The following is a 25,205-nucleotide window of genomic DNA, read 5'->3' as shown; positions in this document are numbered from 1 at the left end:
TTGGTGCTGCCGTAACGGCGGTAAGGCGCTGCTGTCGCCGAGAGTTTCGCGAGCCACTTGCCGGGCGAACCTCGCGCGAGGAAAGGCTATTGGTGCGCCCGGCACGGCTCGAACGTGCAACCCCCAGATTCGAAGTCTGGTGCTCTATCCGTTGAGCTACGGGCGCTTCCGCCACGCTTTTAGCATGCTTCGGTCGAGCCGCGCCTCACGGCAGAAGTTCGGGGCGGTATTCGAAATGCATGGTGTCGTAGTGATACCACTTGCCGCCCCAGATGAAGCCGTGCTTCTCGAAGATCTCGACGATCTCCCAGGGGATGCGGTTCTTGTACGGATATTTGCCGTCGACGGGGCGGGCGTTGCGCCAATAATCGGACCAGGCGACGTTGATGTCGATGGCCGCGCCGTTGCCGTGGACGGAGGGCCGGGTGGTGCCGGCGATGACGCGGCAATTATAGGTGCCGCCTAAGGGCGTGAGATATTTGACGAAGCTGTCCGGCAGCTTGTCGAGCTCGTCCGACACGGCCTTGAGCTTCCGGTCCACGCCGTTCACGCTCGTGATCTTGAGCTTCTTGCCGCCGTGCTTCGGCAGCCAGACCACGTCGACCATCTTCTTGGTCACTTCGCCCTTCTTGCAGTCGCCGTACATCTTGGCGAAGAACGGCTCGTAGCGCACGCGCCCGGGGTCGATGTCGACGCCGGGCGGGATGCCCGCGCGGCCGGCCGGATAGGGCGTGTAGAACTGGTCTTCGAGATCGGGATGGTCGAGCAGCGTGTCGAAGTCCTTGGCGCCCTTGCCGTCGTCGAAGGTCATGACCGTGCCGTCCTTCCACACGAGCGAATTTTCGTCGTGCGAGGCAAGGAAGTCGGGGTAGGAGGACACGAGCTTGTCGAGAAGCTCGTTGTTGCGCCCCGGGTCGGCGGCGGATGCGGAAGCCAAAGGCCAAGCGGCAAGAAGAAGCGCCAATGCGGCAAATCGCACGGCAGTCAAGCGCACCAAGCCCTGATACATGACGCTGCCCTCCACAGGGCCAAAGCGGATTCGACGATGGCTAAATCCAAGCAGGACCGCTAGCCTGCCGCAAGCGGCTTGCTGCTTGCCGCCTCGGCGAATGAGGGAACGCATCATGCTGTTCAGGCAGGACGCAGTTTCGCGGCCTTATGCCGGCTCTCAGGCCGGGGGTGCGCGGCATGGCTGAGGTGCAGGCCGCGGCGAGGGACTGGTCGGGCGCGAAGGCGCTGTTCCGGCTCGAGGCGAGCCTGCTCGGCGCGGCGACGTTTGCGGCTGGCGCGGTGCCGCGGCTTCTGCCGCTTCTCCTTGGGCTGCTCGGTCTCGCCGCCGTCATCCATGTCTTCACCACCGCTCGCACGCGGCTTCTGGATTATGCACGCGAACCGGTCTTCATCGCGCTCCTTGTCTTCCTCGCCTATGTCTTCATCAACGCGACGTGGTCGCCCGATCCCGGAGAAGGCATGGCCAAGGCCGCGACCACGCTTGGGCTATCCGCCGCTGTCCTGTTCCTGGCAGCATCCTTTTCGTTGCGGGACGCGAGAGAGGTCCGGGTGCTCGCGACGTCGGCGCTTGCGGGACTTCTCCTCGGGGTTGGCTTTCTCCTGATCGAACTTCTCTTCGACGAGCCAATCGCCCGCTTCGTGAACAATCATATCGTGCAACTCTTCGATGTGAGCCCCAAGAAGATCAAGACCGCCAACGGCGAGGTGGTCAAGATTGCGGCCTCGGTGCTGAACCGCAACGCCACGGGCGTCGTTCTCCTGCTCATTCCCTGCCTTCTGCTCACCACGGCCCTTTCGACGACACGAGCGCGCCGCGCGAGCCTCGTCGTGCTCATCGGATTTGCCGCCGCCGCCGTGCTGCTGTCGGAAAGCGGGACCTCGATCGTGGCGTTTTTTGCCGGCGGCTTCGTGCTCGCGCTCGCCGCGCTGTCGCTGAAACTTGCGCGCAGCGTGCTGATTGCGGCCTGGACGGCCGCCACGCTGCTTGCCGTTCCGCTCGGCGCGCTGCCTTACACACTCGGCTGGCATCATTGGACCTGGCTCCCGCCCGAGAGCGTCGCCGCGCGCTTCTATATCTGGAAATATGTCGCCGACCGCGTCCCGGAGAAACCGATCACCGGCATCGGCATCAGAGGCACACGCGCGCTTCATCTCGTCATTCCGACCGACGCGGGCGATCCGAGCCACAAGGAGTTCGCACTGAAGGGGCGGGCGGCGCGCCATCCGCACAACATCTATCTCCAGACCTGGCTCGAGCTCGGCGCGATCGGCGCGGTCCTGCTGCTGGTCTTGGGCCTCACAGGGCTGTGGCAGATGCGCGCCCTGGCGCCCCCCGTTGAGGGAAGCGCTTACGGGCTGTTCGCGGTCTCGAGCATGGTCGGATTCTCGGGATTCGATCTCTGGCAGACGTGGCTGCTCGCCTCGGCGGCCCTTGCCTGGGCCGTGATTCTGCTCGCCGCGCGGCTTCCGGGCGCGGTTTTCTCGAGGGAGAGCATTGCCGGCGAGGATCATCGCCGAAAAGCTGTTTCACCCGATCCAAGAGCTTGATAGATTGGAAAAATAGGATCAATGCCGAAGCCGCCGGCCGAGCGCATGGTGCCTGCGGGTTCCGGATATCGAGGTTGAACACCTGTGAATGGGCCGGGCGGCGATGCCCGCGCGGCTGCCATGGCTTCGCATGAGCTCAGGGCCAAGCGAAGCGAGACAAGCGACGGCGGAGCATCGAAGCACGTCGCAGCCCGGGCGCGATCGAACGCGCCGGCCAGCCATCCGGCAAGGGTGGACGGCCGCTTGGGGGCAGCCGAGGGCGGACACCATAGGGGCGCGGAAGCGCAGCCCCAGCCCCATTCCATTTACGGCGCGCTCGATCTCGGCACCAACAATTGCCGCCTCCTGATCGCCAAGCCGTCGCGGCGCGGATTCCTCGTCATCGACGCCTTCTCACGCATCATCAGGCTCGGCGAAGGCGTGCTCAGCTCGGGCCGGCTGTCGGAAACCGCCATGGCGAGGACCATCGAGGCGCTCAAGGTCTGCGCCGACAAGATGCACCGGCGCCAGGTGACGCGCTCGCGGCTGATCGCGACCGAAGCGTGCCGCATCGCCGCCAACAGCGGCGAGTTCATCGCGCGGGTGCGGCGCGAGACAGGGCTTGCGATCGAGATCGTAACGCAGGAGACCGAGGCGAAGCTCGCCGTATCGGGCTGCGCATCGCTGCTCGACCGCAATTGCGACTGGGCGCTCGTGTTCGACATCGGCGGCGGCAGCTCGGAGCTGATCTGGCTCGACCTCGCCGGGCTCGACAACCGCTGGCGGCGCAACCTGCATGACCGCATCGATGTGCAGAACTCGATTGCGGCATGGACGTCGCTCCCCATCGGCGTGGTCACGCTCGCCGAGCGTCACGGCGGGCGCGACGTGACCCCCGGGCGCTACGAGGCGATGGTGGCGGACGTCATGGCGGCGATCAGGCCGTTCGAGGCGCAGCACAGATTCACCGCGAGAATCGCCGGAGCGCGGGCGCATTTCCTCGGCACCTCGGGCACGGTGACCACGATCTCCGGCATCCACCTGAAGCTCCCGGTCTACGAACGCTCGCGCGTCGACGGCTGCTGGCTCAACGCCAACGACGTGCGCTCGGTGTCGAAGCGGCTGATCGGCATGAGCTACGCCGAGCGCGTGGCGCAGCCTTGCATCGGGCAGGAGCGCGCGGACCTCGTGCTCGCCGGTTGCGCCATCCTCGAGGCTCTGCTCAGGGTGTGGCCCTGCCAGCGCCTCCGCGTCGCCGACCGCGGCTTGCGCGAGGGCATCCTCGCCACGCTCATGGCCGAGGACGGCCACGACCGCAAAGGGCGTCACCCTTCGCCGCCCGCGCGATAACGGCGTCGCTCCGAGCTAAGCCTGGGGAGCCTCGGCCGGTGTTCGCTCGACGGCGACCTGGCGCGAGCGCGCCGACAGGCTCGCACCGGCCTCCTTGGGCAGCATGGCGAAGATGAAGGCCGAGCCCGCCGCGATCACCGCAACGAGCACGAAGGCGAGGGGAAAGTCGCCGGCGACAACGGTCGGATCGGCGCGGCCCATGCGCTCGACCTCGAGAATGAGCGCGCCGACCGCGACGCCGGCCGACAAAGAAAGTTGCTGTGCCACAGAGGCGAAGCTCGTCGCCCTGCTCATCGCCTTCGAATCGATGTCGGCATAGGCGAGCGAGTTGATGGAGGTGAACTCGAGCGACTTGAAGAAGCCGCCGACCAAGAGCACGGCGAGAATCACGATGTGCGGCGTCGCCGCAGTGAATAGTGCCGTGGCTCCGATGAAGGCCGCGCTGATCACGGCGTTGACCACCAGCACGCGCTTGAAGCCGAACTGGCGGATGATGGGGGCGGCGGTCGCCTTCATGGCGATGGCGCCGACGGCGCCGGCAAAGGTCAGCATGCCGGACTGGAGCGGGGTGAGGCCGAAACCCAATTGCAGGAAGAGCGGCAAGAGAAAGGGCGTGGCCCCGACGCCGATGCGGAAGAGGAAGCCGCCGACGACGCTGGCAAAGAAGCTATCGACCTTGAGCAGATCGAGATCGAGCAGGGGAGCAGGTGCCGTGCGCGCGTGGCGCACATAGAGGAAGCAACCGATCACCCCCGCCGCCAAGAGCGAGAGCACAAGCGGCGGCGGGAGAAGGCCCTGGCCGATGGTGGTGAAGCCGAAAGCAAGCCCCGCGAGCCCGATGCCCGAGAGAATGAAGCCCTTGACGTCGAGCGGCGGCAGGCCCTCCTCGCGGATATCGGCGACGTAGCGCGTGGCGAGATAGACGCCGAGCGCGCCGACCGGGATGTTGATCCAGAAGATCCAGCGCCAGGAGAAGAACGTGGTGATGAAGCCGCCGAGCGGCGGACCGAGCACCGGGCCCATGAGCGCGGGAATGGTGAGCCAGGCGAGCGCCGAGATCAGTTCGGATTTCGGCACGGTGCGCAGGATTACGAGCCGGCCCACGGGAACCATCATCGCCCCGCCCATGCCCTGAAGGATGCGGAACAGGACAAAATCGGGGAGGCCTTGCGCGAAGCCGCAGGCGGCGGAGCCGAGCGTAAACACGACGATCGCGGCGCGGAACACCTTGCGCGCGCCGAAGCGGTCGGCCACCCAGCCGCTCAAGGGAATGAACACGGCCAGCGACAGGAGATAGGACGTGAGCGCGAGCTTGAGCGCGATCGGATCCTCGTGGAGATCGGCGGCGATGGCCGGCAGCGAGGTCGCGATCACCGTCGAATCCATCGTCTCCATGAAGAGGGCGACGGCGACGATGAGGGTGACGAAATAGCGGGGCATGTGGCAGGTGTTAGGGGGCTTTTATGGCGCACATGGGGTTAGGGTGCGTCCAAGGTCAAGGCCGGGCGCGAAGAGGTTTCATTAACATATGGCAATGCGAACGAAAGGGCGTTCGCGAGCGGGGTCCGGTGGCACGCGGCGGCTTGCCGTCAGGGTCAAGACCGCCAAGGGGCGGAAGCTCGCCTCGACACGGTGGCTCCAGCGCCAGCTCAACGATCCTTACGTCGAGGAGGCGAAGCGCAGGGGCTATCGCTCGAGAGCCGCCTTCAAGCTCGCCGAGATCGACGACAAATATCAACTCTTGCGACCCGGCCTCTGCGTCGTCGACCTGGGCGCGGCGCCGGGCGGCTGGAGCCAGATCGCGGCGCAGCGGGTCGGGCTCATGGCCGGCAAGGGCCGCGTCGTCGCCGTCGATATCGCCGAGATGGAGCCGATCTCGGGCGTTACGCTCCTCCATCTCGATATGACCGACCCCGAGGCCGCCGACCATATCCGCGCGGCGCTCGAGGGCAAGCAAGCCGATCTCGTTCTCTCCGACATGCATGCGCCCGCGACCGGCCACAAGCAGACCGACCATCTGCGCATCATGAGTCTGGTCGAAGCGGCACTCGATCTCGCCGAAACCATCCTTGCGCCGGGCGGGGCTTTCCTGTGCAAGGTGCTTCAGGGGGGCGCGAGCAAGGACCTCGTGGCGCGGCTCAACCGCGCTTTCGCCAAGGTGCGCCACGTGAAGCCGAAGGCGTCCCGCGCCGAGTCCTCGGAAATGTACGTGCTCGCCACCGGCTTCAGGGGCGCATCCGAATAGGTGCCATTCACGCAAGCGTGCGGTTTCGTGTGCTGCCGGCCGCGAGCGGGCGCTGCTAGTCTTGGGCCGTCATTTGCTGGATTTCGAGGGGCTACACCATGAATCTCGAAGTGGTGAAGGAGTATTACGGCAAGGTCCTCAAGGGCTCGCAAGACCTCAAGACCTCGGCCTGTTGCGACGGGGGCGGGGTGCCGCCCGAGCTCGAGCCTCTGCTTGCCAACGTGCACGAGGAGGTGAAGGCCAAATATTACGGCTGCGGCATCGTCGTGCCGGCTGCGCTCGAGGGCGCGCGCGTGCTCGATCTCGGCTCGGGCTCGGGCCGCGACGTCTACATGATGGCGCAGCTCGTGGGCGCGCGAGGCGAGGTCATCGGCGTCGACATGACCGACGAGCAGCTTGCAACCGCCAACGCCCATATCGATTGGCACATGAGGCGGTTCGGCTATGAGCGGCCAAATGTCCGCTTCATGAAGGGCTACATCGAGAAGCTCCGCGAGCTCGGGCTCGAAGAGCAAAGCTTCGACGTGATCGTGTCGAACTGCGTCATCAACCTCTCGGTCGACAAGCCTGCGGTGCTCGGCGGAGCTTACGATCTGCTCAAGCCGGGCGGGGAACTTTACTTCGCCGACGTCTATTGCGACCGGCGCCTGCCGGAGGAGGTGCGCGCCGATCCGTTGCTCTACGGCGAGTGTCTCGGGGGCGCGCTCTACTGGAACGATTTTCTGACCATGGCCAAAGGCGCTGGCTTCCTCGATCCGCGGCTCGTGCGGAGCAATCCGCTCGCGATCGACAACGTGGCCATGGCGCGGAAGCTCGGTCAGGCCAAATTCTTCTCGGCGACCTACCGGCTCTTCAAGCTCGCTCAACTCGAGACCGCCTGCGAGGACTACGGCCAGGCGGTGATCTATAAGGGCACGATCGGCGGCCAACCCGATGCCTTCATGCTCGACGGGCACCACCTGATCGAGGCAGGCAAGGTGTTTCCGGTTTGCGGCAACACTTGGCGCATGCTTGCCGAGACGCGCTTCGCTCCGCATTTCGAGTTCATCGGGGATTTCGCCACGCATTACGGCATCTTCCCCGGCTGCGGGACGCAGATCCCCTTCGCCACGGGGGCACCCAAAGCCGAGAGCGGAGGCTGTTGCTAGTACCGCTTCGCCCATACTACTCGTCATGCCCGGCCTTGTGCCGGGCATCCACGATTTGGGGTTGCATGGTCAAGACGTGGATGGCCGGGACAAGCCCGGCGATGACGAGACGAGGGGGGTGGGGGCAATGCCATTCGATGTGGGGCGGAGGCTTGCGGCCGAAGCGCTCGGCACGCTGATCCTGGTGATGGCGGTAATCGGCTCCGGAATCATGGCCGAGACGCTTTCCGGCGGAAACCAGGCGGTCGCGCTTCTCTGCAACACGATCGCCACGGGCGCGGTGCTCTACGTGATCATCACCATCTTCGCTCCCGTATCCGGCGCGCATTTCAATCCCGCGGTCAGCCTGGTGATGGCGCTACGCGGCGGCCTCGCTTGGCGAACGGTGCTCCTTTACGTCGCGGTGCAGATCGTGGGCGGCTGTCTCGGGGCTGTGCTCGCCCATCTGATGTTCGGGCTCGACCTCGTGCAGCTCGGCGCCAAGGCGCGCCACGGGCTCGGCCAGTGGGCCGGCGAATTGATCGCCACCTTCGGCCTGATCGGGACGATTCTCGGTTGCATCAGGTTCAAGCCCGAGGCGGTCGCTGCCGCAGTCGGGCTCTACATCACCTCGGCCTACTGGTTCACCGCCTCGACGTCGTTCGCCAATCCGGCGGTGACCATCGCGCGCTCGCTCAGCGATACCTTCGCCGGCATTGCGCCGGCCGATGCGCCCGCCTTCATCGCGGCGGAGCTTCTCGGCGCGCTCGCGGCCGCGTGGCTCTTCGGGTGGCTGTTCGCACCCGAGAAGCCACGCTAGCTAAGCGAGCCGACGGCCTGCCTAGTAGATGCAGGCGTAATAGCGGTTCCACCAATACGGGCTGTTGGTGGCGAGAGCGCGCCGGTAGAGCCAGCCGCAGCCGCCGTAACCGTAGTCATAGGCGTAATAGCCGCTATAGAAGAACGGGTAGGCGTAGAACCGGTTGAAGTGGCCGTGGTGATGGTGGTGATCGCCATGCCAGTTGCCGTTCCAGTTGCCGTTCCAGTTGTTGGCCATGCGCCCATGCCGGCCGCCGTCGAAATCGCCGCCTCTGGCGATGTGCTCGTTGTGGCCGCCGCCCATGTGGGAGAAGGAATTGCCGTGAGGCACGCCGCGCATGCCCATGCCGCCGCCCATGCCGGGATGGCCGCCGCCGATAGCGGCAAAATTGCCGACGCCATGGCCGCCGCCGCCTCCACCCCCGCCGCCCCCGCCGCTCTTCACCAGCGTGAGCCCGCCAGCGGACGGGTTGGACGGAGGAGTAAAGGATGGCGTAGCGCTCGCCGGCAGGGCGAGGCTCGCGAGCAAGCCAAGGCTGCTCGCCGCCGCGATCAGAGTTGTCTTTGCGTACCGCATTTCGAAAGTTCCTTTCGTGGTGTTCGCTTAGCGCCGCCAGTCCACAAAGCGGCCTGTCATAAAGACAAATGCGGTTTTGTGGGCGTAGTTCCAGGCCTATGCGGCAGTCTGACCGGCCGCGTCATCCACGTGGAACGGCCGTTTTCGGCCGCGAAGATCGGACCTCACGATAAGGTGAATGGGCGCCGAGGGCACCTCTCAGCGCTCGCGCTCGAGCGCAGCCTTGAGCCTCGCATTTTCCGCTTCGAGTTCGCCGACGCGCTGTTCGAGCCGGGACATCGCTTCGGCGACGTCCTCGGCGAAAAACATCTGCGGGATATGCTGAGGGCAGTTCACATCCCACGCCTCGACGGTGAAGAGAACCGCCGCCTCGCCGCGCGCACGATAGGCGCCGGGGAAGAGTTTCGCGATCAGCTCGGCGTCGTCCTCGACGACGCGCGCCGTGCCCCAGATCTTCACCCGCCTGCGGTTCGCATAATCCATCAAGAAGATCATCGCCTTCGGATTTTCGGCGAGGTTGCCGGTCGAGATGTATTGGCGATTGCCGGCGAAATCGGCGAAGGCGAGGGTCCTGTTATCGAGCACGCGGAGGAAGCCCTTAGGCCCGCCGCGATGCTGGATGTAAGGCTGAGCGTCGGCGCTCGCGGTGGCGAGATAGAACGAGCGCTGCTCGGCGATGAACGCGGCAAGCATCGCGTCGATCTCGGTCGCGAAGCCCCCTTTCTCCTCCATCTTCGCATAGCTCGCACGCGAGCCGCGGCGCTCTTGCACGGCCTTGACCGAGGGCGAGAAGGCGATGTCGGAGGAGGGGCGGGCGATGTCGGAGGAGGGGCGCATGGGTTCGACTAGAGCGCGGGCATGGTGACGAATCCCGGCAGCGCCTTGATGCGGTCGATCCAGGCCCTGACGCGAGGATAGGGTTGCAGAGAGATGCCGCCTTCGTGCGACAGTGCGACGTAAGGCATGCAAGCGATGTCGGCGATGGTCGGGCGGCCGGCCGCGAGCCAATCGCGCTTGGCGAGATGCGCTTCCATGAGCCCGATGATGCGCTTCGCCTTCTCGCGTGCCGCTTCGACATCGAGCTTGAATCCGAACTTGTCGTGGAGGCGGGCGTCGTTAGGCCCGCGCGCGATTTCGTTCTCGGCGACCATGAGCCAGGAGACGACCTCCGCCATGCCGGCGGCGTCGGTTGGCAGCCAGCTTTCGCCGCCATATTTCCGCGCGAGATAGACGAGGATCGCCTGGCTGTCGCGCAAGACGACGCCCCCATCCTCGAAGACGGGAATCTCGCCGAACGGGTTCTTCTCGATCAGCGGGCTTTTCTTGTGCGCGCCTGCGAGGAAATCGACGGGTGCCACGTCGAGCTTCAGCCCGAGCAGCGAGCAGAACAGGCGGACCTTGTAGCAATTGCCTGACAGTTCGAGGTCGTGAAGCTTGAGCGCGGTCATATCGTTCTCCCATCTTCGGCCGGCTCGCCATCGTCCGGCCCGGGTTCATTTGGCGAGTTCCGTCATTCAAGAGTATCGGCTATTTTCACAACTCATCCTTCCATAATGCGGTACAATTCACTGTGGACCGCCTCACCGCCATCAGGGTCTTCGTCGCGGTTGCGGACGCCGGGAGCCTATCGGCGGCGGGGCGGCGGCTCGGGATGCCGCTCTCGACCGTGAGCCGCCACCTGAAGGCGCTCGAAGACGAGCTCGAGATCCGTCTCATCACTAGGACCACGCGGAGGCTCACGCTGACGGCGGCGGGCCGCGCCTATGCCGCCACCTGCCGCCAGGTGCTGGAGCAACTGGACGATGCGACGCGCAACCTCGCCGGCGAGCATGCCGAGCCGCGCGGCGAGCTCGCTCTGACCGCGCCGGCCTTGTTCGGCAGGCTCTATGTGCTGCCCGTCGTGACGGCGTTTCTTGCCGCCAACCGGCAGGTCTCGGCGCGGCTTCTTCTGGTCGACCGCATCGTCGATCTCGTCGAAGAGGGGCTCGAAATCGGCGTGCGCATCGGCCATTTGCCGGATTCCTCGCTGCGGGCGACGCGACTCGGCTCGATCCGCTACGTCGCCTGCGCGAGCCCGGCCTATCTTGAGCGGCGCGGCGAGCCGTCCGCGCCATCAGAGCTTGCCGGTCACGACTGCATTTCCTTCAACACCATCTCGCACCCTGAGCGGTGGACCTTCGGCGGCGACAGGGAGCGGCGCGTGACAGTCGCCCCGCGCCTGATCGTCAACACCGCGGAAGCCGCCATCGATGCCGCCAAGGAGGGCCTCGGCATCGTGCGGGTTCTCTCCTACCAGGCCGAACAGAACCTTGCGGAGGGCTCGCTTCGGCGCATCCTCGGGGCGTTCGAGCCCGAGCCCATCCCGGTCAACCTGATCCACCGCGAGGACCGGCTGCCCCAGGCCAAGGTCGAGAGCTTCATCGCGTTTGCAGCTCCGCGGCTCAGGCAGGCGCTCAAGACGACAACCGGTTAGGGAAGCTTTGGATTTGCCCCGCCTTCGCCTTCCCAAAGGGCCGGCAAGCTGCTAAAGGAGGCCGCCAACCATAGACCTTCGGCTTCGCCCAAGGCGAAGCCCTTTACGTAGATGAGGTTGGCCGATGCCCGACGGGCAAGCGAGAAGGCGGCATTTCCCCGACAGCGATCTCGCGCTCACCTTCGACGATGTTCTAATCCGGCCGGCGGCGTCCAACGTGCTGCCGAACGAGGTCGATGTCGCCTCGCGCGTGACCCGCTCGATTTCCTTGCATATCCCGGTTCTGTCCTCGGCCATGGACACCGTCACCGAGGCACGGCTCGCCATCGCCATGGCGCAGGCCGGCGGCATGGGCGTCATCCACCGCAACCTCGATCCGGCAACACAGGCGGCCCAAGTCGCCCAGGTGAAGAAGTTCGAGTCGGGCATGGTGGTGAACCCCGTCACCATCCACCCGCAGGCAAGCCTCGCCGATGCGCTCAAACTGATGGCCGAGCACCAGATCTCCGGCATCCCGGTGGTCGAGGGCGGCGGCAACGGCGGGCGCCCCGGAAAACTCGTCGGCATCCTCACCAATCGCGACGTACGCTTCGCCACCAACCCCAATCAGCGCGTCGCCGAGCTGATGACCAAGGAGAACCTGGTCACGGTCAAGGAAAGCGTCGATATGGAGGAGGCGAAGCGCCTCTTGCACAAGCACCGCATCGAGAAGCTGCTCGTGGTCGACGACGAGTATCGTTGTATCGGCCTCATCACCGTCAAGGACATCGAGAAGGCGCGGCTTCATCCCAATGCCTGCAAGGACGAGCAGGGGCGCCTTCGCGTCGCCGCGGCGACCAGCACCGGCGACGAGGGCTTCGCCCGCGCCGAGCGGCTGATCGATGCCGGCGCGGATTTGATCGTGGTCGATACCGCCCACGGCCATTCCAAGCTCGTGCTCGACGCGGTCGGGCGCATCAAGCGCCATTCGAATGCGGTGCAGGTGGTGGCGGGCAACGTGGCGACCGGCGAAGGCACCAAAGCGCTGATCGATGCCGGGGCGGATGCGGTCAAGGTCGGCATCGGCCCAGGCTCGATCTGCACCACGCGCATCGTCGCGGGCGTCGGCGTGCCGCAGCTCACCGCGCTGCTCGAATCGGTCGAGATCGCCAGAAAGAACGATATCCCGGTGATCTCGGACGGCGGCATCCGCTATTCGGGCGATCTCGCCAAGGCGCTCGCGGCCGGCGCCGATTGCGTGATGCTCGGCTCATTGCTCGCCGGAACCGACGAGAGCCCGGGCGAGGTCTATCTCTACCAGGGCCGCTCCTATAAGGCCTATCGCGGCATGGGCTCGATCGGGGCCATGGCGCGCGGCTCGGCGGACAGGTATTTCCAGCAGGAGATCAAGGACGCGCTCAAGCTCGTCCCCGAGGGCATCGAGGGCCAAGTGCCGTACAAAGGCCCGGTTTCAAGCGTGCTGCATCAACTGATCGGCGGCTTGCGCGCCTCGATGGGCTATACCGGCGCCAAGAATATCGCGACCTTCCAGGAGCGCGCCGAGTTCATCCGCATTTCGACCGCGAGCTTCCGCGAGAGCCACGTTCACGACGTGACCATCACCCGCGAATCTCCCAACTACCCGCGCGAAGGCTAGGGTCTGGCTCGAGCAGTACTACGAGCTCCCGCTCTCCCCTTGTGGGAGAGCACGCGAGCCTCATGGCCTCGCGGTGAGGGGTAGGCGGCTTCGACCCGTCTTGAGATCAAATGACCCCTCGTCCATTCGCAGGAAGCCAGGGGCTACTCGACCCCGAGCGCCCTGATCTCGTCGAAGATGCCGGGCTCGATCTTCTGGGCGAGCGAGAGGTCGGCGCTGCCGTCGGTCGGCTTGCCCTTGCGGCTCTTCACCAGGCCGCGGCCGACGAGCGCCGAAGGGTCGTTCTCGTGCAGCTTGAGCGCCGCGTCGAAATCGGGACCGGCTTTGTCGAGATCGCCCTTGAGCACATAAATCCAGCCGCGGTCGATATAACCCTTGGCGTCCTCGGGATTGATCTTGATGACCTGGCTGAAGTCGGCGATCGCCTGGTCGTACTCCTTGCGCCGGCGATAGAGATCGCCGCGCTTGGAATAGCCGTTGGTGAGATCGGGATCGAGCTTGACCTTCTCGTTCATCTCGACGAGCGCCTTATCGAGATCGCCCTTGTCGACATAGATGATGCCGCGCAAGAGGAAGAAGTCGCCGTGGGCCGCGTCGAGGCCGATTGCCTTGTCGAGATCGGCGAGCGCTTTGTCGTAGTCCTTCAGCGTCTCGTAAGCCGCGGCGCGCATGAAATAGGAATTAGCGACACCGGGATCGACGGCGATGGCCGTGGTCAACTCGTTGACGGCGTCCTCGTATTTGCCGGTGGCTGAGAGACCCATGGCGCGCACGCTGTGCGCGGTGACGAGGCGGACTTTGTCGGTGGGATTGGAGGCGATATAGGCGGCGCAGTCGTCGAGCACCTCCTTGATCGATCCCTCGCCGGTAAAGCATTTGCGGTCCTTGGCGGCCGCGCCCGCCTCGCCTGCTGGCGACGGGGTGACCTCCTCGAGAACGGGCGGGTTGGCGCCGCCTGAGGCGGGCTGGCCCGCGTCCTCGGCGAATGCGTAGTCGGGAAGCGCAAAGAGCAGGGCGGCCGAAAGGGCGGTGACCGCGGAAAGGGTAGGAGCGCAAAAGCGCATGGGAAAAACCTCCTTAGACTCCGAGACTTTATGCTTTTGGCGGCTAGCTTTAGTGGGGCCCGAGGGCGGCCGTCAATTGAACTTCCGTCCATGTTTGTCCAAGCAGGCTTGCCAATTTGCCGCCCCGGCGGCTCATTTCCCATGCTCCAAACGCCCGTTGCGCGGAGTATAAGGGCGCCCGAGGCGGCTCCGCTCGAAGCCGCCTTCGAGCCAATGGGGGCACCATGACGCTGATCGCTATTCTCCTGCCGTTGTTCGCCCAGGTCGTGCTGACGTTCGTGCTGCTGTTCTGGATGCAATTTCTCAGAATTCAGGCGATCCGCTCGGGCGCGGTCGATCCACGGCAGGTCGCCTTGCGCGAGCCCAACTGGCCGCCGCGTGTGCTCCAGATCGCCAACGCCTTCCATAACCAGCTCGAGCTGCCGATTCTCTTCTATATCGTGGTCCTGCTCGCGCTCGCGACGGAGTCGCTCGACGTCATCCTATGCCTGCTCTCCTGGATGTTCGTGCTCGCCCGCTTCGTGCACGCCTATATCCACGTCACCTCCAACCGGCTCGATCGGCGCACCGGCACGTTCGGAATCAGCGCGATTGCGCTCCTCCTGATGTGGGTCATCGTCTTCGCCCGCATCACGCTGTTTGCCTCCGAGTAATGACGCCGGGAGCGCGGGCAAGCGCCGCCATCGAGGTTCTCGCCGATATCGAAGCGCGCAAGCGCCCGGCCGCCGACGCGCTGAAGGACTGGGGCCTCGCGCATCGCTTCGCAGGCTCCGGCGACAGGGCCGCGATCGGCAATCTCGTGTTCGATGTGTTGCGCAAGCGCGCCTCGGCCGCCTACGCCATGGGCGAGGACAGCCCCCGCGCGCTGGTGCTCAGGACGCTTCATACCTCCTGGGGCAAGACGCCCGGGGAGGTGGCTGCCCTTGCCGATGGGAGCCGGCACGCGCCCGAGCCCTTGAGCGAGGCGGAGCGCGCCGGGCTTGCGCGCGACATTGCGGCCGATGCCCCGGCCCATATTCGCGGCGATTACCCCATGTGGCTTCAGCCTCTCTTCGATAAGGCCTTCGGCGACCGCGCCGCCGAGGAGGGGGCGGCGCTCGCCGCGCGGGCTCCCGTCGATCTCAGGGTCAACACGCTGAAGGCTACGCGCGAGAAGGTGCTGAAGGCGCTGAGCCGCTTCAAGCCCATGCCCACGCCGCTGTCGCCGCTCGGCGTCCGCATCCTCCAGGCGCCCGGGCCGGGGCGCAGCCCTCATGTCGAGGCCGAAGCTGGCCACGGCAAAGGCTGGTACGAGGTGCAGGACGAGGCCTCGCAGGTGGCCGCGCTCCTCACCGGTGCAGGGCCCAAGGCGCAAACGATCGATCTCTGCGCCGGCGCTGGCGGCAAGACGCTGGCGCTCGCCGCGCTCATGCAGAACACAGGCCAGCTCTACGCCTATGACAGCGACCGCATGCGGCTTCGGCCGATCTTCGAGCGGCTGAAGCGGGCAGGGGTGCGGAACGCGCAAGTCCTTCCGGCCGGCGACCCGGCCGCGTTGACGCCGCTCCGCGGCAAGATGGACCTCGTCGTCATCGATGCGCCATGCACCGGCTCGGGGGTATGGCGGCGGCGTCCCGACGCCAAGTGGCGGCTCTCCCCGCAGATGCTCGAGGCGAGGATCGAGGAACAGAAGGCGGTGCTCGAGGAGGGGGCGCCGCTCGTGAAGCAAGGCGGGCGGCTCGCCTACATCACCTGCTCGGTGCTCCCGCCCGAGAACCGCGATCAGGTCGAGGCCTTCCTCGCCCGGCACCCTGAGTTCGGGGTCATCCCCTGGCGCACGCTCTGGGCGGAGGCGTTGCCGGACGTGGCTCCGCGTCAGTCGGCCGACGGCTCCGAGGAGACCCTGCTCATGACCCCTGCGAGCCACGGCACCGACGGCTTCTTTGTCGCCGTGCTTCAGCGCGAGCGCTAAGGGAGGCAAAAAAGTTGCGGGCGCGACGCCATTGGTACTTGAAATTAATATTCAGGTCGCTGAAATGACTCGCGCTTTAAAGACGGGCAATTCGGCGGTAGGCGCCGGTACGTCCCGTCAAAGCTCGGAGGGGACAGTAGCCCAATGAAACTGCTTAAGCTCGAGGCCGAAGAGCCTCCCAGTCGCCCGCTGGCGACCTCTCAGACTCTCACCACACCTCATCTTCCCATCAATGCTCTGACGCAAGCGGGCACCCCGGCCAAGGGACCGCAGCTTGTCGCGCTTTCATCGCGCGCCGAGCGCTTCCCCGTCGGCCCGGCGACGCGCGCGTTCCGCAAACGCTTCTTCCCGGAGATCGATCTCGCCCAGTGGAACGACTGGCGCTGGCAGGCGCGCTCGCGCGTCCGCACGCTCGCCGAGCTCGAGCGTATCTTCGCCCTGTCGGACGACGAGCGCGACGCGGTGATCAGGCACCAGGGATCGCTGCCGCTCGGCATTACGCCCTATTACGCGAGCCTGATGAGCCGCAGCGACGCGTCCGAGCCGCTCCGCCGCACGCATATCCCGGTCGGCACGGAATATCTCAAGACTCCGGGCGAGGCCGACGACCCGCTCGGCGAGGACGGCCACAGCGTCGTGCCCGGCCTCGTGCATCGCTATCCGGACCGGGTGCTGTTCCTTGCTACCGGCTTCTGCTCGACCTATTGCCGCTATTGCACCCGCTCGCGCATGGTGGGCGAGGCGGGCGGCGACTACACGTTCAGCCGGCCGCAATGGGAGGACGCGCTCAACTACATCGCCGATCATCCCGAGATCCGCGATGTGCTCGTTTCGGGCGGCGACCCGCTGACGCTGTCCGACGAGAGGCTCGACTACCTGCTCGGCCGCCTGCGGGCCATCAAGCACGTGGAGTTCGTGCGGCTCGGCACCAAAGTGCCGGTCGTGCTGCCCATGCGCGTCACCCGCGCGCTCATCAAGGTGCTCAGGAAGCATCATCCGCTGTGGATGAGCATCCACTTCACCCACCCTGCCGAGCTCACGCCTGAGGTCACCGAGGCCACGGCGCGGCTCGCCGATGCCGGCATTCCGCTCGGCAGCCAGACCGTGCTGCTCAAAGGCATCAACGACTCGGTGGATACGCTGAAGCCGCTGTTCCACGGCCTGCTGATGCGGCGGGTCAGGCCCTATTATCTCTATCAGTGCGACCCGATCTCCGGCTCCTCGCATTTCCGCACCAGCGTGGACAAGGGGCTCGAGATCATGCAGGGGTTGCGCGGGCACACCACGGGCTATGCCGTGCCGACCTATGTCATCGACGCACCGGGCGGCGGAGGCAAGATCCCGCTGCTTCCGGATTACGTCGTCGGCCGCGAGGGCGATGACCTCATCCTGCGGAACTTCGAAGGCAAGACCTATCGCTATACCGACCCCGACGGGACGGTTGGCGCCGATCGCCCGCATGGCGTGGGGCACGTCTGATGCGGATCGCTCTCGTCTACGACCTGCGCGACGAGTACCGCGCGCTCGGCTACTCCGAGGAGGAGATTGCCGAGTTCGATAGCGTGGGCACGATCGATGCGCTGGCCGGCGCGCTCGCGGAGCTCGGCTGCGAGCCGGTGCGCGTCGGCCGTGGCCAGGCGCTCGCCGCGCGGCTCGTTGGCGGCGAGCGTTTCGACCTCGTGTTCTCGATCGCCGAGGGGCTGAAAGGCCGCTCGCGCGAGGCGCAGGTGCCGGCGCTCTGCGAGCTGTTCGATCAGCCTTATCTCTTCTCCGACCCGCTCACCCTTGCGGCGGCCCTCGACAAGGGCGTCGCCAAGCGCCTCGTGCGCGACGCCGGCGTTCCGACACCGGCATTCCAGGTCGCCGAGAAGGACGCCTCCGAGCTTGCCGGATGGACCGACTTCCCGGCCTTCGTCAAGCCGCTCGCTGAGGGGACGGGCAAGGGCTGCGAGGCGGCATCGCTGGTGCACGGTCGCGCTGAGCTGGAGGCCGCGGCCACGCGCGTGATCGAGCGCTATCGTCAGCCGGCGCTGGTCGAGCATTACCTGCCCGGCCGCGAGTTCACCGTCGGCATCGCCGGCAACGGGGCGGAGGCCCGCGTGCTCGGCGTGTGCGAGATCATCCTCCGCGAGAACGCCGAGGCCAATGTCTATTCCCTGCACAACAAGGAGCTGTGCGAGGAGCTCGTCACCTATGCGCCGGCGTCCGATCCTGAGGCGCTCCTCGCCGGTGAGCGGGCGCTTCAGGCCTACCGCGCGCTCGAATGCCGCGACGCGGCGCGCATCGACTTCCGCTCCGATGCCAACGGCGAACCGTATTTCCTCGAAGCAAACCCCCTCGCCGGGATCAACCCCTGGCACTCCGACCTGCCGATCCTCGCCGCGCAGAACGGGATCGATTTCACGACGCTCATCGGCATGATCCTCGACGCGGGGCTCGCCCGCTACGGGCTTTCCCGGACCGAGCAGCGGGAGCGAAAGCGCGCCTGATGGCCGGCGGCTTCATTCCGGTCGTCCACGCGGCGACGGAGAGCCGACCCGACGAGATCGACACGATCGTGGCCGCCGAGGCGGTGACGCGCGCGCTTCAATCGCTCGGCTTCACGGCCGAGGTGATCGGTCTTGCGCCCGATCTCTGCGCGCTCGATGCGCTGCCGGAGCGCCGGCCGCTGACCGTGTTCAATCTCGCCGACGCCGTGAATGGAGACGGCAGGCTCGCGCCCATGGTGCCGGCGCGGCTCGATGCGCTCGGGCTTTGCTACACGGGATGCGACACGAGCGCCTGGCTCGAAACGCTGTCCAAGATCGGCACCAAGCTCAAGCTCGCCCATGCCGGGCTGCCGACACCGTCATGGTCGGAAGACGGAAGCGGCCTCGAACCGGAGGCGCGCGTCATCGTCAAGCCGGTGTGGGAGCACGGCTCGCTCGGGCTCGACGACCGTTCGGTGATGCGCGGGCGCGATGCGGCGCGCGCCATTGTCGAGCGGAATGCGCGCTGGCATACCGAGCACTTCGCGGAGGCCTATCTCGATGGACGCGAGTTCAATCTCGCGCTGATCGAGGCACCGCAGGGTCCGCAGGTGCTCCCCATTGCCGAGATTCTGTTCGAAGGTTTTGCCGAGGCGTTCAAGATCGTGGGTTACGAGGCCAAATGGACGCCGGAGAGCGCAGCCTATATCGGCACGCCGCGCCGTTTCGGCCTTGAAGAGGAAGACCCTGAGCTCGCCGCGCGGCTCAAGGGGCTCGCACTCGCCTGCTGGCGGCTGTTCGGCCTTTCCGGCTATGCGCGCATCGATTTCCGTCTCGACAAGGGGGGCGAGCCTTCGATCCTCGAAGTGAACATGAATCCCTGCCTGAGCCCCGATGCCGGCTTCGCCGCGGCAGCCGGGGAGGCGGGGCTGACTTACGAAGCCATGATTGGGAGAATTGTCGAGGCGTCGCTTGGAGCCTTGCGCGCCACGGCCTGACGTGCTTTCGCATCGTCCATGCTGCGCATCCGGAAAGTGGCAGACGCGACGACGGCGGCGAACCGCTCGGCCATCGAGGCCGCGCAGAAGATCATGCGCGAGCAGTTCCCGGCAATGCCCGACTACGACATCGCCAAGCTTCCCGAGCAGCTCGCCAATCCGCTCAAGCACAAATTCGTCGCGCGTCTGTTCGTGGCCGAGAACGCACGCGACCAGACGCTCGGGGTGGCGCTCCTCCTGCACGCGCCGGATATCGGCTTCTCCTATCTCGAGATCATCTCGACGGCATTAGGGCGGACCGGACACGGCATCGGCGCCACACTCTACGAACGCGTCCGCGAGGAGGCGCGCGCGCTCGGCACGCAGCTCTATTTCGAGTGTCTGCCCGATGACCCTGCGCTCAGCCCCAATCCGGAGATCCGCGCGCATAACGCGGCGCGGCTCAGATTCTACGAGCGCTACGGCGCGCGGCCGATCGTCAACACGGCCTACGAGACGCCCGTCACCCCCGGCACCGTCGACCCGCCCTACCTCATGCTCGATCCGCTCGGCTCGAGCGACCTGCCAAGCCGCGACAAGGTGCGGAAGGTGGTGCGCGCCATCCTCGAGCGGAAATATGGATTGCCGCAGAGCTACGTGCAGATGGTGGTCGACTCGATCAAGGACGATCCCATCCGCTTGCGCGAGCCGCGCTACATCAAGAAGCCGTCGAAGGGCGAGGTGCCGTCCGCGGCCGAGCCGCGCATCGTGCTCGTGGTCAATGACGACCACACCATCCATCATGTGCAGGATCGCGGTTATGTCGAAGCGCCGGTCCGCATCCGCTCGATCATGGCCGAGCTCGGCGCCTCAGGCCTGTTCGAGAAGGTGCCGGCCAAGCGCTATTCCGACCGCCACATCCGCGCCGTGCACGACGGACGCCTCGTGGATTACATCCGCAAGGCCTGCCTGATGGCGGGGTCGAAGAAGTCGATCTACCCCTACGTGTTCCCGACGCGCAATCCGGCGCGGGCGCCGCGCGACGAGACGGTGCTCGCAGGCTATTACTGCATCGACACCTTCACGCCCTTGAACGAGAACGCTTATCTTGCCGCGCGCTCGGCGGTCGATTGTGCGCTCACCGCCGCCGAGCGGGTGCTCGAAGGCGCCGAGCTTGCTTATGCGCTGGTGCGGCCGCCCGGCCACCACGCCGAAACGCGCACCTTCGGCGGGTTCTGCTATTTCAACAACGCCGCGATCGCCGCCAATCTGCTTGCGCGCTACGGCAAGGTCGCGATCCTCGACATCGACTACCACCACGGCAACGGGCAGCAGGAGATCTTCTACGCGCGCTCCGACGTGCTGACCGTGTCGATCCACGGCCATCCGAGCTTCGCCTATCCCTATTTCACCGGCTTCCGCGACGAGACGGGGATCGGGGCGGGCGCGGGCTACAACCTCAACATTCCGCTGCCCGAACACATCACGCCCGATCAGCACCGGGCTGCGGTCGCCGAAGCCTTGCGCCGCATCAGGCGCTTCCGGCCAGCCTTTCTCGTCGTCTCGCTCGGCCTCGATACGGCGCGCGGCGACCCGACCGGAACATGGTCCAATCGCGCCCGCGACTTCGAGCAGCTCGGGCACATGATCGGCGAGCAGGGCTATCCCACGCTCGTGGTCCAGGAGGGTGGTTACCGCGTGCGCACGCTCGGCTCGAATGCGCGCCAGTTCTTCGTCGGGCTCGCAAGCGGCCACTCGGCGGCGCGGCAGGTGGCGCCCGCGCTCGCGCGCGGCAATGCCGGGGGTAAGGCCGCTCACCGCGACGGGCTCGAGTGGCGGAACGGGGTGATGGCCGAGGACGTCGGGCGCGTGCGCTCACTCGTCGCGAGCACGGGCATGTTCGGCGCCGCCGAGGTCGATATCGCGGGCGAGCTCGTCACCGAACGTCTCACCAAGGGCATCCGCTCCGGCTACCACTTCATTTTGGCCGAGCGCGGGCCAACGCTCCTCGCCTATGCCTGCTTCGGCCCGATCGAGGGGACGCAGGGTTCGTACGACCTCTATTGGATCGCGGTGGCGCCGGAGGAGCAGAGGAAGGGACTCGGCGCCCAGGTCTATTCCCGCGCCGAGGCCGCCATGCGCAAAGCGGGCGCCAAGCACATCTATGTCGACACCTCCTCGTCCGACCGCTACGCGCCGACGCGCGGCTTCTACCAGCGCATGGGCTTCGCCGAGGAGGCGCGGCTGCCCGACTTCTACGGTCCCGGCGACGGCAAGGTGATCTACGTGAAGACGCTTGCGCCGTCGTCCGCGCCGAAGTCAGGCGAGCCCCGCGACCCAGATTCGAAGGATAATTGAACGCCGTCATGTCCGGGCTTGCCCCCGGGCCATCCACGATTTTCCAAGTCACTGTGGGCATCAAATCGTGGATGCCCGGCCCAAGGCCGGGCATGAGGAGGCGTCATGTTCCGCGCGCCTCGACCACGGCGAGGCCCACGGGGGTCACTCCCACGCCTATCAGTTTCAGCCCCGCCGCGGCGAACAAAGCCTTGAACTCGTCGAGGGTCCGTGTCTTGCCCCCCGTGATCGCCATCATATGCAGATCGAGCATCACGGCGGCGGGATCGTCCGCGGCGCGCTCGGGCATCAGGCGTTCGATGATCGAGACGCGCGCTCCGTCCGGCATCGCTCTCCGGCACGCCTTCAGGATCGCGCCCGCCCGCGCATCGTCCCATTGTTGGAGCACGCCGCTCAACAGATAGAGATCGGCCTCGACCGGGATCTCGGTGAAGATGTCGCCGGCCACAAAGGTCACGCGCTCGCCGAGCCCGAGAGGCTCGAGGAACGCTCTTGCGCCATCGAGCCGGTGCGGCTCCTCGAAAAGGATGCCGCGAAGCTTCCTGTCGGTCCCTAGAAATGCGGCGAGTAGGCCGCCATAGCCGCCGCCGATATCGGCGACCGTCGCCACGCGGGAGAGGTCGAGTGCCGCCACGACCGCATCGGCATGGGCGAGCGTCTGGCCGGCGAGATAGGCATCGAACATCGCGCCTTGCTCGGCATGGTGGCGCCGCCATTCGCCGACCGGCCTTCCGAACACGTGCTCGAAGGCAGGCGTTCCGGTCGTGACGGTCGCGGCAAGCTCGGCCCACGGACGCCAATATTGCTCGACGACGATGCTCGCCTTCTTATCGAGGCGGGAGGGGGAGCTTGCGCGGAGCGACCGTCCGCCTGAGGCGAGCGCGAAGGCTCCGTCCGGCAGTTCCTCGCAGACGCCGATGCTAACGAGCCCGCGCAGAAGGCGGCGGAGATGCGGGGCCGAGAGGCCGAGCGCGGCGGCAAGCTCCTCCGCGGTCACAGGGCGCTCGCCGATCCGATCGGGAAGGGCGAGCTTGACCGCGGCATAGGCAAGCGCGGCCTCGTGGTAGGCTTCGATCGCGCGGCGCAAGCGTTCCTCGACGGCGGACAGCTCTTGAGTCTTGCCGGTCATCATTTCAACCCATAGCACTTGTTGGCGGTATTGGATGAGTCATTGCCGACTCAAAGACGCTGCTATAACCACTTGCCATGCCGGACAAATCCCAAGATCGCGTCCTCATCGTCGATTTCGGCAGCCAGGTGACGCAGCTCATCGCGCGGCGCGTGCGCGAGGCTGGCGTCTATTCCGAGATCGTGCCGTTCGACAAGGCGGAGGCGGCGCTCGCCGAGGAACATCCGAGCGCGATCATCCTCTCGGGCGGGCCGGCGAGCGTGACCGAGGCGGACACGCCGCGCGTGCCGCCTGCCGTGTTCAACGCCGGGCTGCCTGTGCTCGGCATTTGCTACGGCGAGCAGGCCATGGTGGCGCATTTCGGCGGCGCCGTCGAAGGCGGGCACCATCGCGAGTTCGGGCGGGCCGAGCTTCAGGTCATCGACGAGACGCCGCTGTTCGACGGCGTGTTCAAGGAAGGCGAACGCGCGCAGGTGTGGATGAGCCACGGCGACCGCGTCACAAGGCTTCCGCCCGGCTTCCGCGCCGTCGGCATCTCGACCGGGGCGCCGTTTGCGGCGATTGCCGACGATTCGCGCAAGCTCTACGGCGTGCAGTTCCATCCCGAGGTGGTGCACACGCCGAAGGGCGCCGCCCTCATCGCCAATTTCGTGCGCAACATCGCCCACTGCGCCGGGGACTGGACCATGGCGCATTTTCGCGACAGCGAGGTCGCGCGCATCAGGGAACAGGTCGGCGACGCCCATGTCGTGTGCGGCCTCTCGGGCGGGGTCGATTCGGCCGTAACCGCGCTCCTCATCCACGAGGCGATCGGCGATCAGCTCACCTGCATCTTCGTCGATCACGGCCTGTTGCGCGAAGGCGAGGCGAAAGAGGTGGTCGAGCTGTTCCGAGGGGCTTACAACATCCCGCTCATCGCCGTCGATGCGTCGGCGCGCTTTCTCGATGCGCTTGAGGGCGTGACCGACCCCGAGGAGAAGCGCAAGACGATCGGCCGGCTGTTCGTCGATGTGTTCGACGAGGAGGCCGAGACGCTCGGCCATGTCGAATATCTCGCTCAAGGCACGCTCTACCCTGACGTGATCGAGAGCGTGTCCGCGCTCGGCGGCCCATCGGCCACCATCAAATCGCATCATAATGTGGGCGGCCTGCCGGAGCGCATGAAGCTCAAGCTGATCGAGCCGTTGCGCGAATTGTTCAAGGACGAGGTGCGCGCGCTCGGCCGCGAGCTCGGCCTGCCGCCCGCCTTCGTCAACCGCCATCCCTTCCCGGGCCCTGGGCTCGCCATTCGCGTGCCCGGAGAGGTGACCCCTGAGAAGCTCGCCATCCTGCGCAAGGCCGACGCCATCTATATCGAGGAGATCAGGAAGCAGGGACTCTACGACACGATCTGGCAGGCCTTCGCCGTGCTGCTGCCGGTACGCACCGTCGGCGTGATGGGGGATGCGCGCACCTACGATTATGTCTGCGCGCTCCGGGCCGTCACTTCGACCGACGGCATGACGGCCGACTATTACGACTTCTCCCACGACTTCCTCGGCCACGCCGCGCGGCGCATCATCAACGAGGTGCGCGGCATCAACCGCGTGGTCTACGACATCACCTCCAAGCCCCCCGGCACGATCGAGTGGGAGTGAGGGGCTGTGCGTGCCCGAACCTAACGGTGCGCCGTTCGTTTTATATGAGCTGGTTAGGCCCCATCCCTTATCAGCACATCACAAGAACGAAGGAGAATCACCATGAAGAGACTTCTCTTGGCGTTCATGGCGCTGACCCTTGCGGGCGCCTTCACCGCGCCGGCCTATGCCGGAATCCTGGACGCAAAGAACCAGGCGGACTGTGAAAAGGCAGGCGGCGTCTGGATCGCAAAAGACAACAAGTGCGGCGCTAAAGGCCAATAGAAAAATGCTAGAGGCAGCCGGTTCCTGGCTGCCTCTAGTTTATCCCCGGCGCGCGAACTTCACTTACACTCCACCCACCTCGTCCGTTGAGGGGCGCGCTCTAGAGGCGTCTTGATCGCGGGACGAGGCGCGGCGCCCGCGCGCTTCGTCGCAACGAAGCACTCGGGCGGCACCGGAGCTCCCCCCGGGACCACTAGGAGTCCCTGCCAGGAGCTGGCTGAGAGTCCCCGACTTGATCGGGGATGAAGCGGGGCCCGCGGCCGGAAAACGCCGCAAATGAGCATGCGCTTCGGGGTGCCGAAGATGCGCAATGCGCTCAAGTAGCGCGAAGCGCGGTAGCGCACTCAAAGATGCGCATGTGGCGCGCCGAGAGGCGCCCGCCGTGTCTCCCAAAAGGAACACGGACACCATAGGTTTGCGCTTTTCGGCGCGCCATCCCCTCATCATTGATGAGGGCATCACGCAAAGCCCGGATGCGTCTCGCATCGCGGCAGGGATTGCGTGCGGCTCTTTGACATGACGATCAGTTTGGGCCCCGCCGCGCGGAGGGGTGCGCGGTCGTGCGGCTAGTTGCCGTTGCCGCCGCCGAAGA

22 protein-coding genes and 1 tRNA gene are annotated in these 25,205 nt (G+C 66.1%); 15 read left to right on the top strand and 8 right to left on the bottom strand.

The annotated features are described in order from the left end of the window. Positions 1–90 precede the first annotated feature (90 nt). A tRNA-Arg gene (locus VFB18_RS12115) sits at positions 91–166 on the bottom strand. A 39-nt stretch (positions 167–205) separates the two neighbouring features. Beyond that, positions 206–1,009 carry a M15 family metallopeptidase gene (locus VFB18_RS12110; protein ID WP_324975519.1) on the bottom strand — a complete coding sequence of 268 codons (804 nt, stop codon included), beginning with the start codon at positions 1,007–1,009 and terminating at the stop codon, positions 206–208. A gap of 179 nt (positions 1,010–1,188) precedes the next feature. Here VFB18_RS12110 and VFB18_RS12105 point away from each other — a divergent pair, with 179 nt between their 5' ends. After that, the gene (locus VFB18_RS12105; RefSeq protein WP_324975516.1) at positions 1,189–2,559 is read left to right on the top strand and encodes an O-antigen ligase family protein; all 1,371 of its coding nucleotides are present in this window, start codon (positions 1,189–1,191) and stop codon (positions 2,557–2,559) included. Positions 2,560–2,802: 243 nt separating this feature from the next. Further along, positions 2,803–3,888, top strand: coding sequence for a Ppx/GppA phosphatase family protein (locus VFB18_RS12100; protein WP_324975514.1), 1,086 nt, complete (start codon positions 2,803–2,805; stop codon positions 3,886–3,888). Positions 3,889–3,903: 15 nt separating this feature from the next. On the opposite strand, the gene VFB18_RS12095 is transcribed toward VFB18_RS12100, so the two are convergent. Next, on the bottom strand, positions 3,904–5,328 hold the full coding sequence (locus VFB18_RS12095; RefSeq protein WP_324975512.1) for a DHA2 family efflux MFS transporter permease subunit: 1,425 nt from the start codon (positions 5,326–5,328) through the stop codon (positions 3,904–3,906). A 94-nt stretch (positions 5,329–5,422) separates the two neighbouring features. On the opposite strand from VFB18_RS12095, the gene VFB18_RS12090 reads away from it, so the two are divergent. The 3 genes from VFB18_RS12090 (at position 5,423) to VFB18_RS12080 (ending at position 8,080) form a co-directional block, all read left to right on the top strand. Further along, positions 5,423–6,133, top strand: a complete 711-nt coding sequence (locus VFB18_RS12090; protein ID WP_324975510.1) for an RlmE family RNA methyltransferase — start codon at positions 5,423–5,425, stop codon at positions 6,131–6,133. Between the two features lie 98 nt (positions 6,134–6,231). Beyond that, on the top strand, positions 6,232–7,281 hold the full coding sequence (locus VFB18_RS12085; protein WP_324975507.1) for a methyltransferase domain-containing protein: 1,050 nt from the start codon (positions 6,232–6,234) through the stop codon (positions 7,279–7,281). A 127-nt stretch (positions 7,282–7,408) separates the two neighbouring features. Beyond that, a complete protein-coding gene (locus VFB18_RS12080) occupies positions 7,409–8,080 on the top strand; it encodes an MIP/aquaporin family protein (protein ID WP_324975504.1) in 672 nt (223 codons plus the stop codon). 21 nt (positions 8,081–8,101) lie between these two features. Here VFB18_RS12080 and VFB18_RS12075 read toward each other — a convergent pair whose 3' ends face one another. The 3 genes from VFB18_RS12075 to VFB18_RS12065 form a co-directional block, all read right to left on the bottom strand. Continuing rightward, positions 8,102–8,656 carry a hypothetical protein gene (locus VFB18_RS12075; protein ID WP_324975501.1) on the bottom strand — a complete coding sequence of 185 codons (555 nt, stop codon included), beginning with the start codon at positions 8,654–8,656 and terminating at the stop codon, positions 8,102–8,104. A 198-nt stretch (positions 8,657–8,854) separates the two neighbouring features. Next, the gene (locus tag VFB18_RS12070) at positions 8,855–9,493 is read right to left on the bottom strand and encodes a pyridoxamine 5'-phosphate oxidase family protein (protein ID WP_324975498.1); all 639 of its coding nucleotides are present in this window, start codon (positions 9,491–9,493) and stop codon (positions 8,855–8,857) included. 8 nt (positions 9,494–9,501) lie between these two features. Continuing rightward, entirely contained in the window at positions 9,502–10,104 is a 603-nt protein-coding gene (locus tag VFB18_RS12065) for a glutathione S-transferase (protein ID WP_324975496.1), read from the bottom strand. Positions 10,105–10,226: 122 nt separating this feature from the next. On the opposite strand from VFB18_RS12065, the gene VFB18_RS12060 reads away from it, so the two are divergent. Together VFB18_RS12060 and guaB are read left to right on the top strand one after the other, a co-directional pair. After that, complete coding sequence (locus VFB18_RS12060) at positions 10,227–11,129, top strand: LysR family transcriptional regulator (protein WP_324975493.1); 903 nt, start codon at positions 10,227–10,229, stop codon at positions 11,127–11,129. A gap of 124 nt (positions 11,130–11,253) precedes the next feature. After that, entirely contained in the window at positions 11,254–12,765 is a 1,512-nt protein-coding gene (guaB, locus tag VFB18_RS12055; RefSeq protein WP_324975490.1) for an IMP dehydrogenase, read from the top strand. A 143-nt stretch (positions 12,766–12,908) separates the two neighbouring features. Here guaB and VFB18_RS12050 read toward each other — a convergent pair whose 3' ends face one another. Further along, on the bottom strand, positions 12,909–13,829 hold the full coding sequence (locus VFB18_RS12050) for a tetratricopeptide repeat protein (RefSeq protein WP_324975487.1): 921 nt from the start codon (positions 13,827–13,829) through the stop codon (positions 12,909–12,911). Positions 13,830–14,053: 224 nt separating this feature from the next. On the opposite strand from VFB18_RS12050, the gene VFB18_RS12045 reads away from it, so the two are divergent. The 6 genes from VFB18_RS12045 to VFB18_RS12020 all read left to right on the top strand — a co-directional run bounded on the left by VFB18_RS12045 (position 14,054) and on the right by VFB18_RS12020 (position 21,583). Next, entirely contained in the window at positions 14,054–14,482 is a 429-nt protein-coding gene (locus VFB18_RS12045; protein ID WP_324975484.1) for an MAPEG family protein, read from the top strand. Next, positions 14,482–15,780, top strand: coding sequence for an RsmB/NOP family class I SAM-dependent RNA methyltransferase (locus VFB18_RS12040; RefSeq protein WP_324975481.1), 1,299 nt, complete (start codon positions 14,482–14,484; stop codon positions 15,778–15,780). The genes VFB18_RS12045 and VFB18_RS12040 overlap by 1 nt, the downstream gene beginning before the upstream one ends. Before the next feature lie 144 nt (positions 15,781–15,924). Then, positions 15,925–17,259 (top strand): KamA family radical SAM protein, encoded by a 1,335-nt coding sequence (locus VFB18_RS12035; protein WP_324975478.1) that lies wholly within the window; start codon positions 15,925–15,927, stop codon positions 17,257–17,259. Next, positions 17,259–18,269: a D-alanine--D-alanine ligase family protein gene (locus VFB18_RS12030; RefSeq protein ID WP_324975475.1), complete on the top strand. Its 1,011-nt coding sequence runs from the start codon at positions 17,259–17,261 to the stop codon at positions 18,267–18,269. Before VFB18_RS12035 ends, VFB18_RS12030 begins: the two co-directional genes overlap by 1 nt. Next, the gene (locus VFB18_RS12025) at positions 18,269–19,246 is read left to right on the top strand and encodes a D-alanine--D-alanine ligase family protein (protein ID WP_324975472.1); all 978 of its coding nucleotides are present in this window, start codon (positions 18,269–18,271) and stop codon (positions 19,244–19,246) included. Before VFB18_RS12030 ends, VFB18_RS12025 begins: the two co-directional genes overlap by 1 nt. Positions 19,247–19,264: 18 nt before the next feature. Beyond that, positions 19,265–21,583 (top strand): GNAT family N-acetyltransferase, encoded by a 2,319-nt coding sequence (locus VFB18_RS12020; RefSeq protein ID WP_324975469.1) that lies wholly within the window; start codon positions 19,265–19,267, stop codon positions 21,581–21,583. Positions 21,584–21,686: 103 nt separating this feature from the next. On the opposite strand, the gene VFB18_RS12015 is transcribed toward VFB18_RS12020, so the two are convergent. Continuing rightward, positions 21,687–22,712, bottom strand: a complete 1,026-nt coding sequence (locus VFB18_RS12015; RefSeq protein ID WP_324975466.1) for a methyltransferase — start codon at positions 22,710–22,712, stop codon at positions 21,687–21,689. Positions 22,713–22,789: 77 nt separating this feature from the next. Between VFB18_RS12015 and guaA the strand changes: the two genes are divergently transcribed. Both guaA and VFB18_RS12005 read left to right on the top strand, forming a co-directional pair. Continuing rightward, complete coding sequence (gene guaA, locus VFB18_RS12010; protein WP_324975463.1) at positions 22,790–24,349, top strand: glutamine-hydrolyzing GMP synthase; 1,560 nt, start codon at positions 22,790–22,792, stop codon at positions 24,347–24,349. Between the two features lie 102 nt (positions 24,350–24,451). Continuing rightward, on the top strand, positions 24,452–24,613 hold the full coding sequence (locus tag VFB18_RS12005) for a hypothetical protein (RefSeq protein ID WP_324975460.1): 162 nt from the start codon (positions 24,452–24,454) through the stop codon (positions 24,611–24,613). The last annotated feature ends 592 nt before the right edge of the window (positions 24,614–25,205 follow it).

Origin of the sequence: Methyloceanibacter sp., assembly GCF_035650995.1 — a bacterium.
In the GTDB taxonomy this organism is placed as follows: Bacteria; Pseudomonadota; Alphaproteobacteria; order Rhizobiales; family Methyloligellaceae; genus Methyloceanibacter.
The sequence above is the reverse complement of the archived record's forward strand: the minus strand, read 5'-3'. Positions and strand labels throughout refer to the sequence as shown.

Bases quoted from the DNA above. Each gene is read 5' to 3' on its own strand.
- VFB18_RS12035 (WP_324975478.1), top strand. From the start codon at position 15,925: ATGAAACTGCTTAAGCTCGAGGCCGAAGAGCCTCCCAGTCGCCCGCTG.
- VFB18_RS12040 (WP_324975481.1), top strand. From the start codon at position 14,482: ATGACGCCGGGAGCGCGGGCAAGCGCCGCCATCGAGGTTCTCGCCGAT.
- VFB18_RS12015 (WP_324975466.1), bottom strand. From the start codon at position 22,712: ATGACCGGCAAGACTCAAGAGCTGTCCGCCGTCGAGGAACGCTTGCGC.
- VFB18_RS12020 (WP_324975469.1), top strand. From the start codon at position 19,265: ATGCTGCGCATCCGGAAAGTGGCAGACGCGACGACGGCGGCGAACCGC.
- guaB (WP_324975490.1), top strand. From the start codon at position 11,254: ATGCCCGACGGGCAAGCGAGAAGGCGGCATTTCCCCGACAGCGATCTC.
- VFB18_RS12085 (WP_324975507.1), top strand. From the start codon at position 6,232: ATGAATCTCGAAGTGGTGAAGGAGTATTACGGCAAGGTCCTCAAGGGC.
- VFB18_RS12065 (WP_324975496.1), bottom strand. From the start codon at position 10,104: ATGACCGCGCTCAAGCTTCACGACCTCGAACTGTCAGGCAATTGCTAC.
- VFB18_RS12070 (WP_324975498.1), bottom strand. From the start codon at position 9,493: ATGCGCCCCTCCTCCGACATCGCCCGCCCCTCCTCCGACATCGCCTTC.
- VFB18_RS12025 (WP_324975472.1), top strand. From the start codon at position 18,269: ATGGCCGGCGGCTTCATTCCGGTCGTCCACGCGGCGACGGAGAGCCGA.
- VFB18_RS12110 (WP_324975519.1), bottom strand. From the start codon at position 1,009: ATGTATCAGGGCTTGGTGCGCTTGACTGCCGTGCGATTTGCCGCATTG.
- VFB18_RS12050 (WP_324975487.1), bottom strand. From the start codon at position 13,829: ATGCGCTTTTGCGCTCCTACCCTTTCCGCGGTCACCGCCCTTTCGGCC.
- VFB18_RS12030 (WP_324975475.1), top strand. From the start codon at position 17,259: ATGCGGATCGCTCTCGTCTACGACCTGCGCGACGAGTACCGCGCGCTC.
- VFB18_RS12080 (WP_324975504.1), top strand. From the start codon at position 7,409: ATGCCATTCGATGTGGGGCGGAGGCTTGCGGCCGAAGCGCTCGGCACG.
- VFB18_RS12090 (WP_324975510.1), top strand. From the start codon at position 5,423: ATGCGAACGAAAGGGCGTTCGCGAGCGGGGTCCGGTGGCACGCGGCGG.
- VFB18_RS12045 (WP_324975484.1), top strand. From the start codon at position 14,054: ATGACGCTGATCGCTATTCTCCTGCCGTTGTTCGCCCAGGTCGTGCTG.
- VFB18_RS12095 (WP_324975512.1), bottom strand. From the start codon at position 5,328: ATGCCCCGCTATTTCGTCACCCTCATCGTCGCCGTCGCCCTCTTCATG.
- guaA (WP_324975463.1), top strand. From the start codon at position 22,790: ATGCCGGACAAATCCCAAGATCGCGTCCTCATCGTCGATTTCGGCAGC.
- VFB18_RS12005 (WP_324975460.1), top strand. From the start codon at position 24,452: ATGAAGAGACTTCTCTTGGCGTTCATGGCGCTGACCCTTGCGGGCGCC.
- VFB18_RS12075 (WP_324975501.1), bottom strand. From the start codon at position 8,656: ATGCGGTACGCAAAGACAACTCTGATCGCGGCGGCGAGCAGCCTTGGC.
- VFB18_RS12105 (WP_324975516.1), top strand. From the start codon at position 1,189: ATGGCTGAGGTGCAGGCCGCGGCGAGGGACTGGTCGGGCGCGAAGGCG.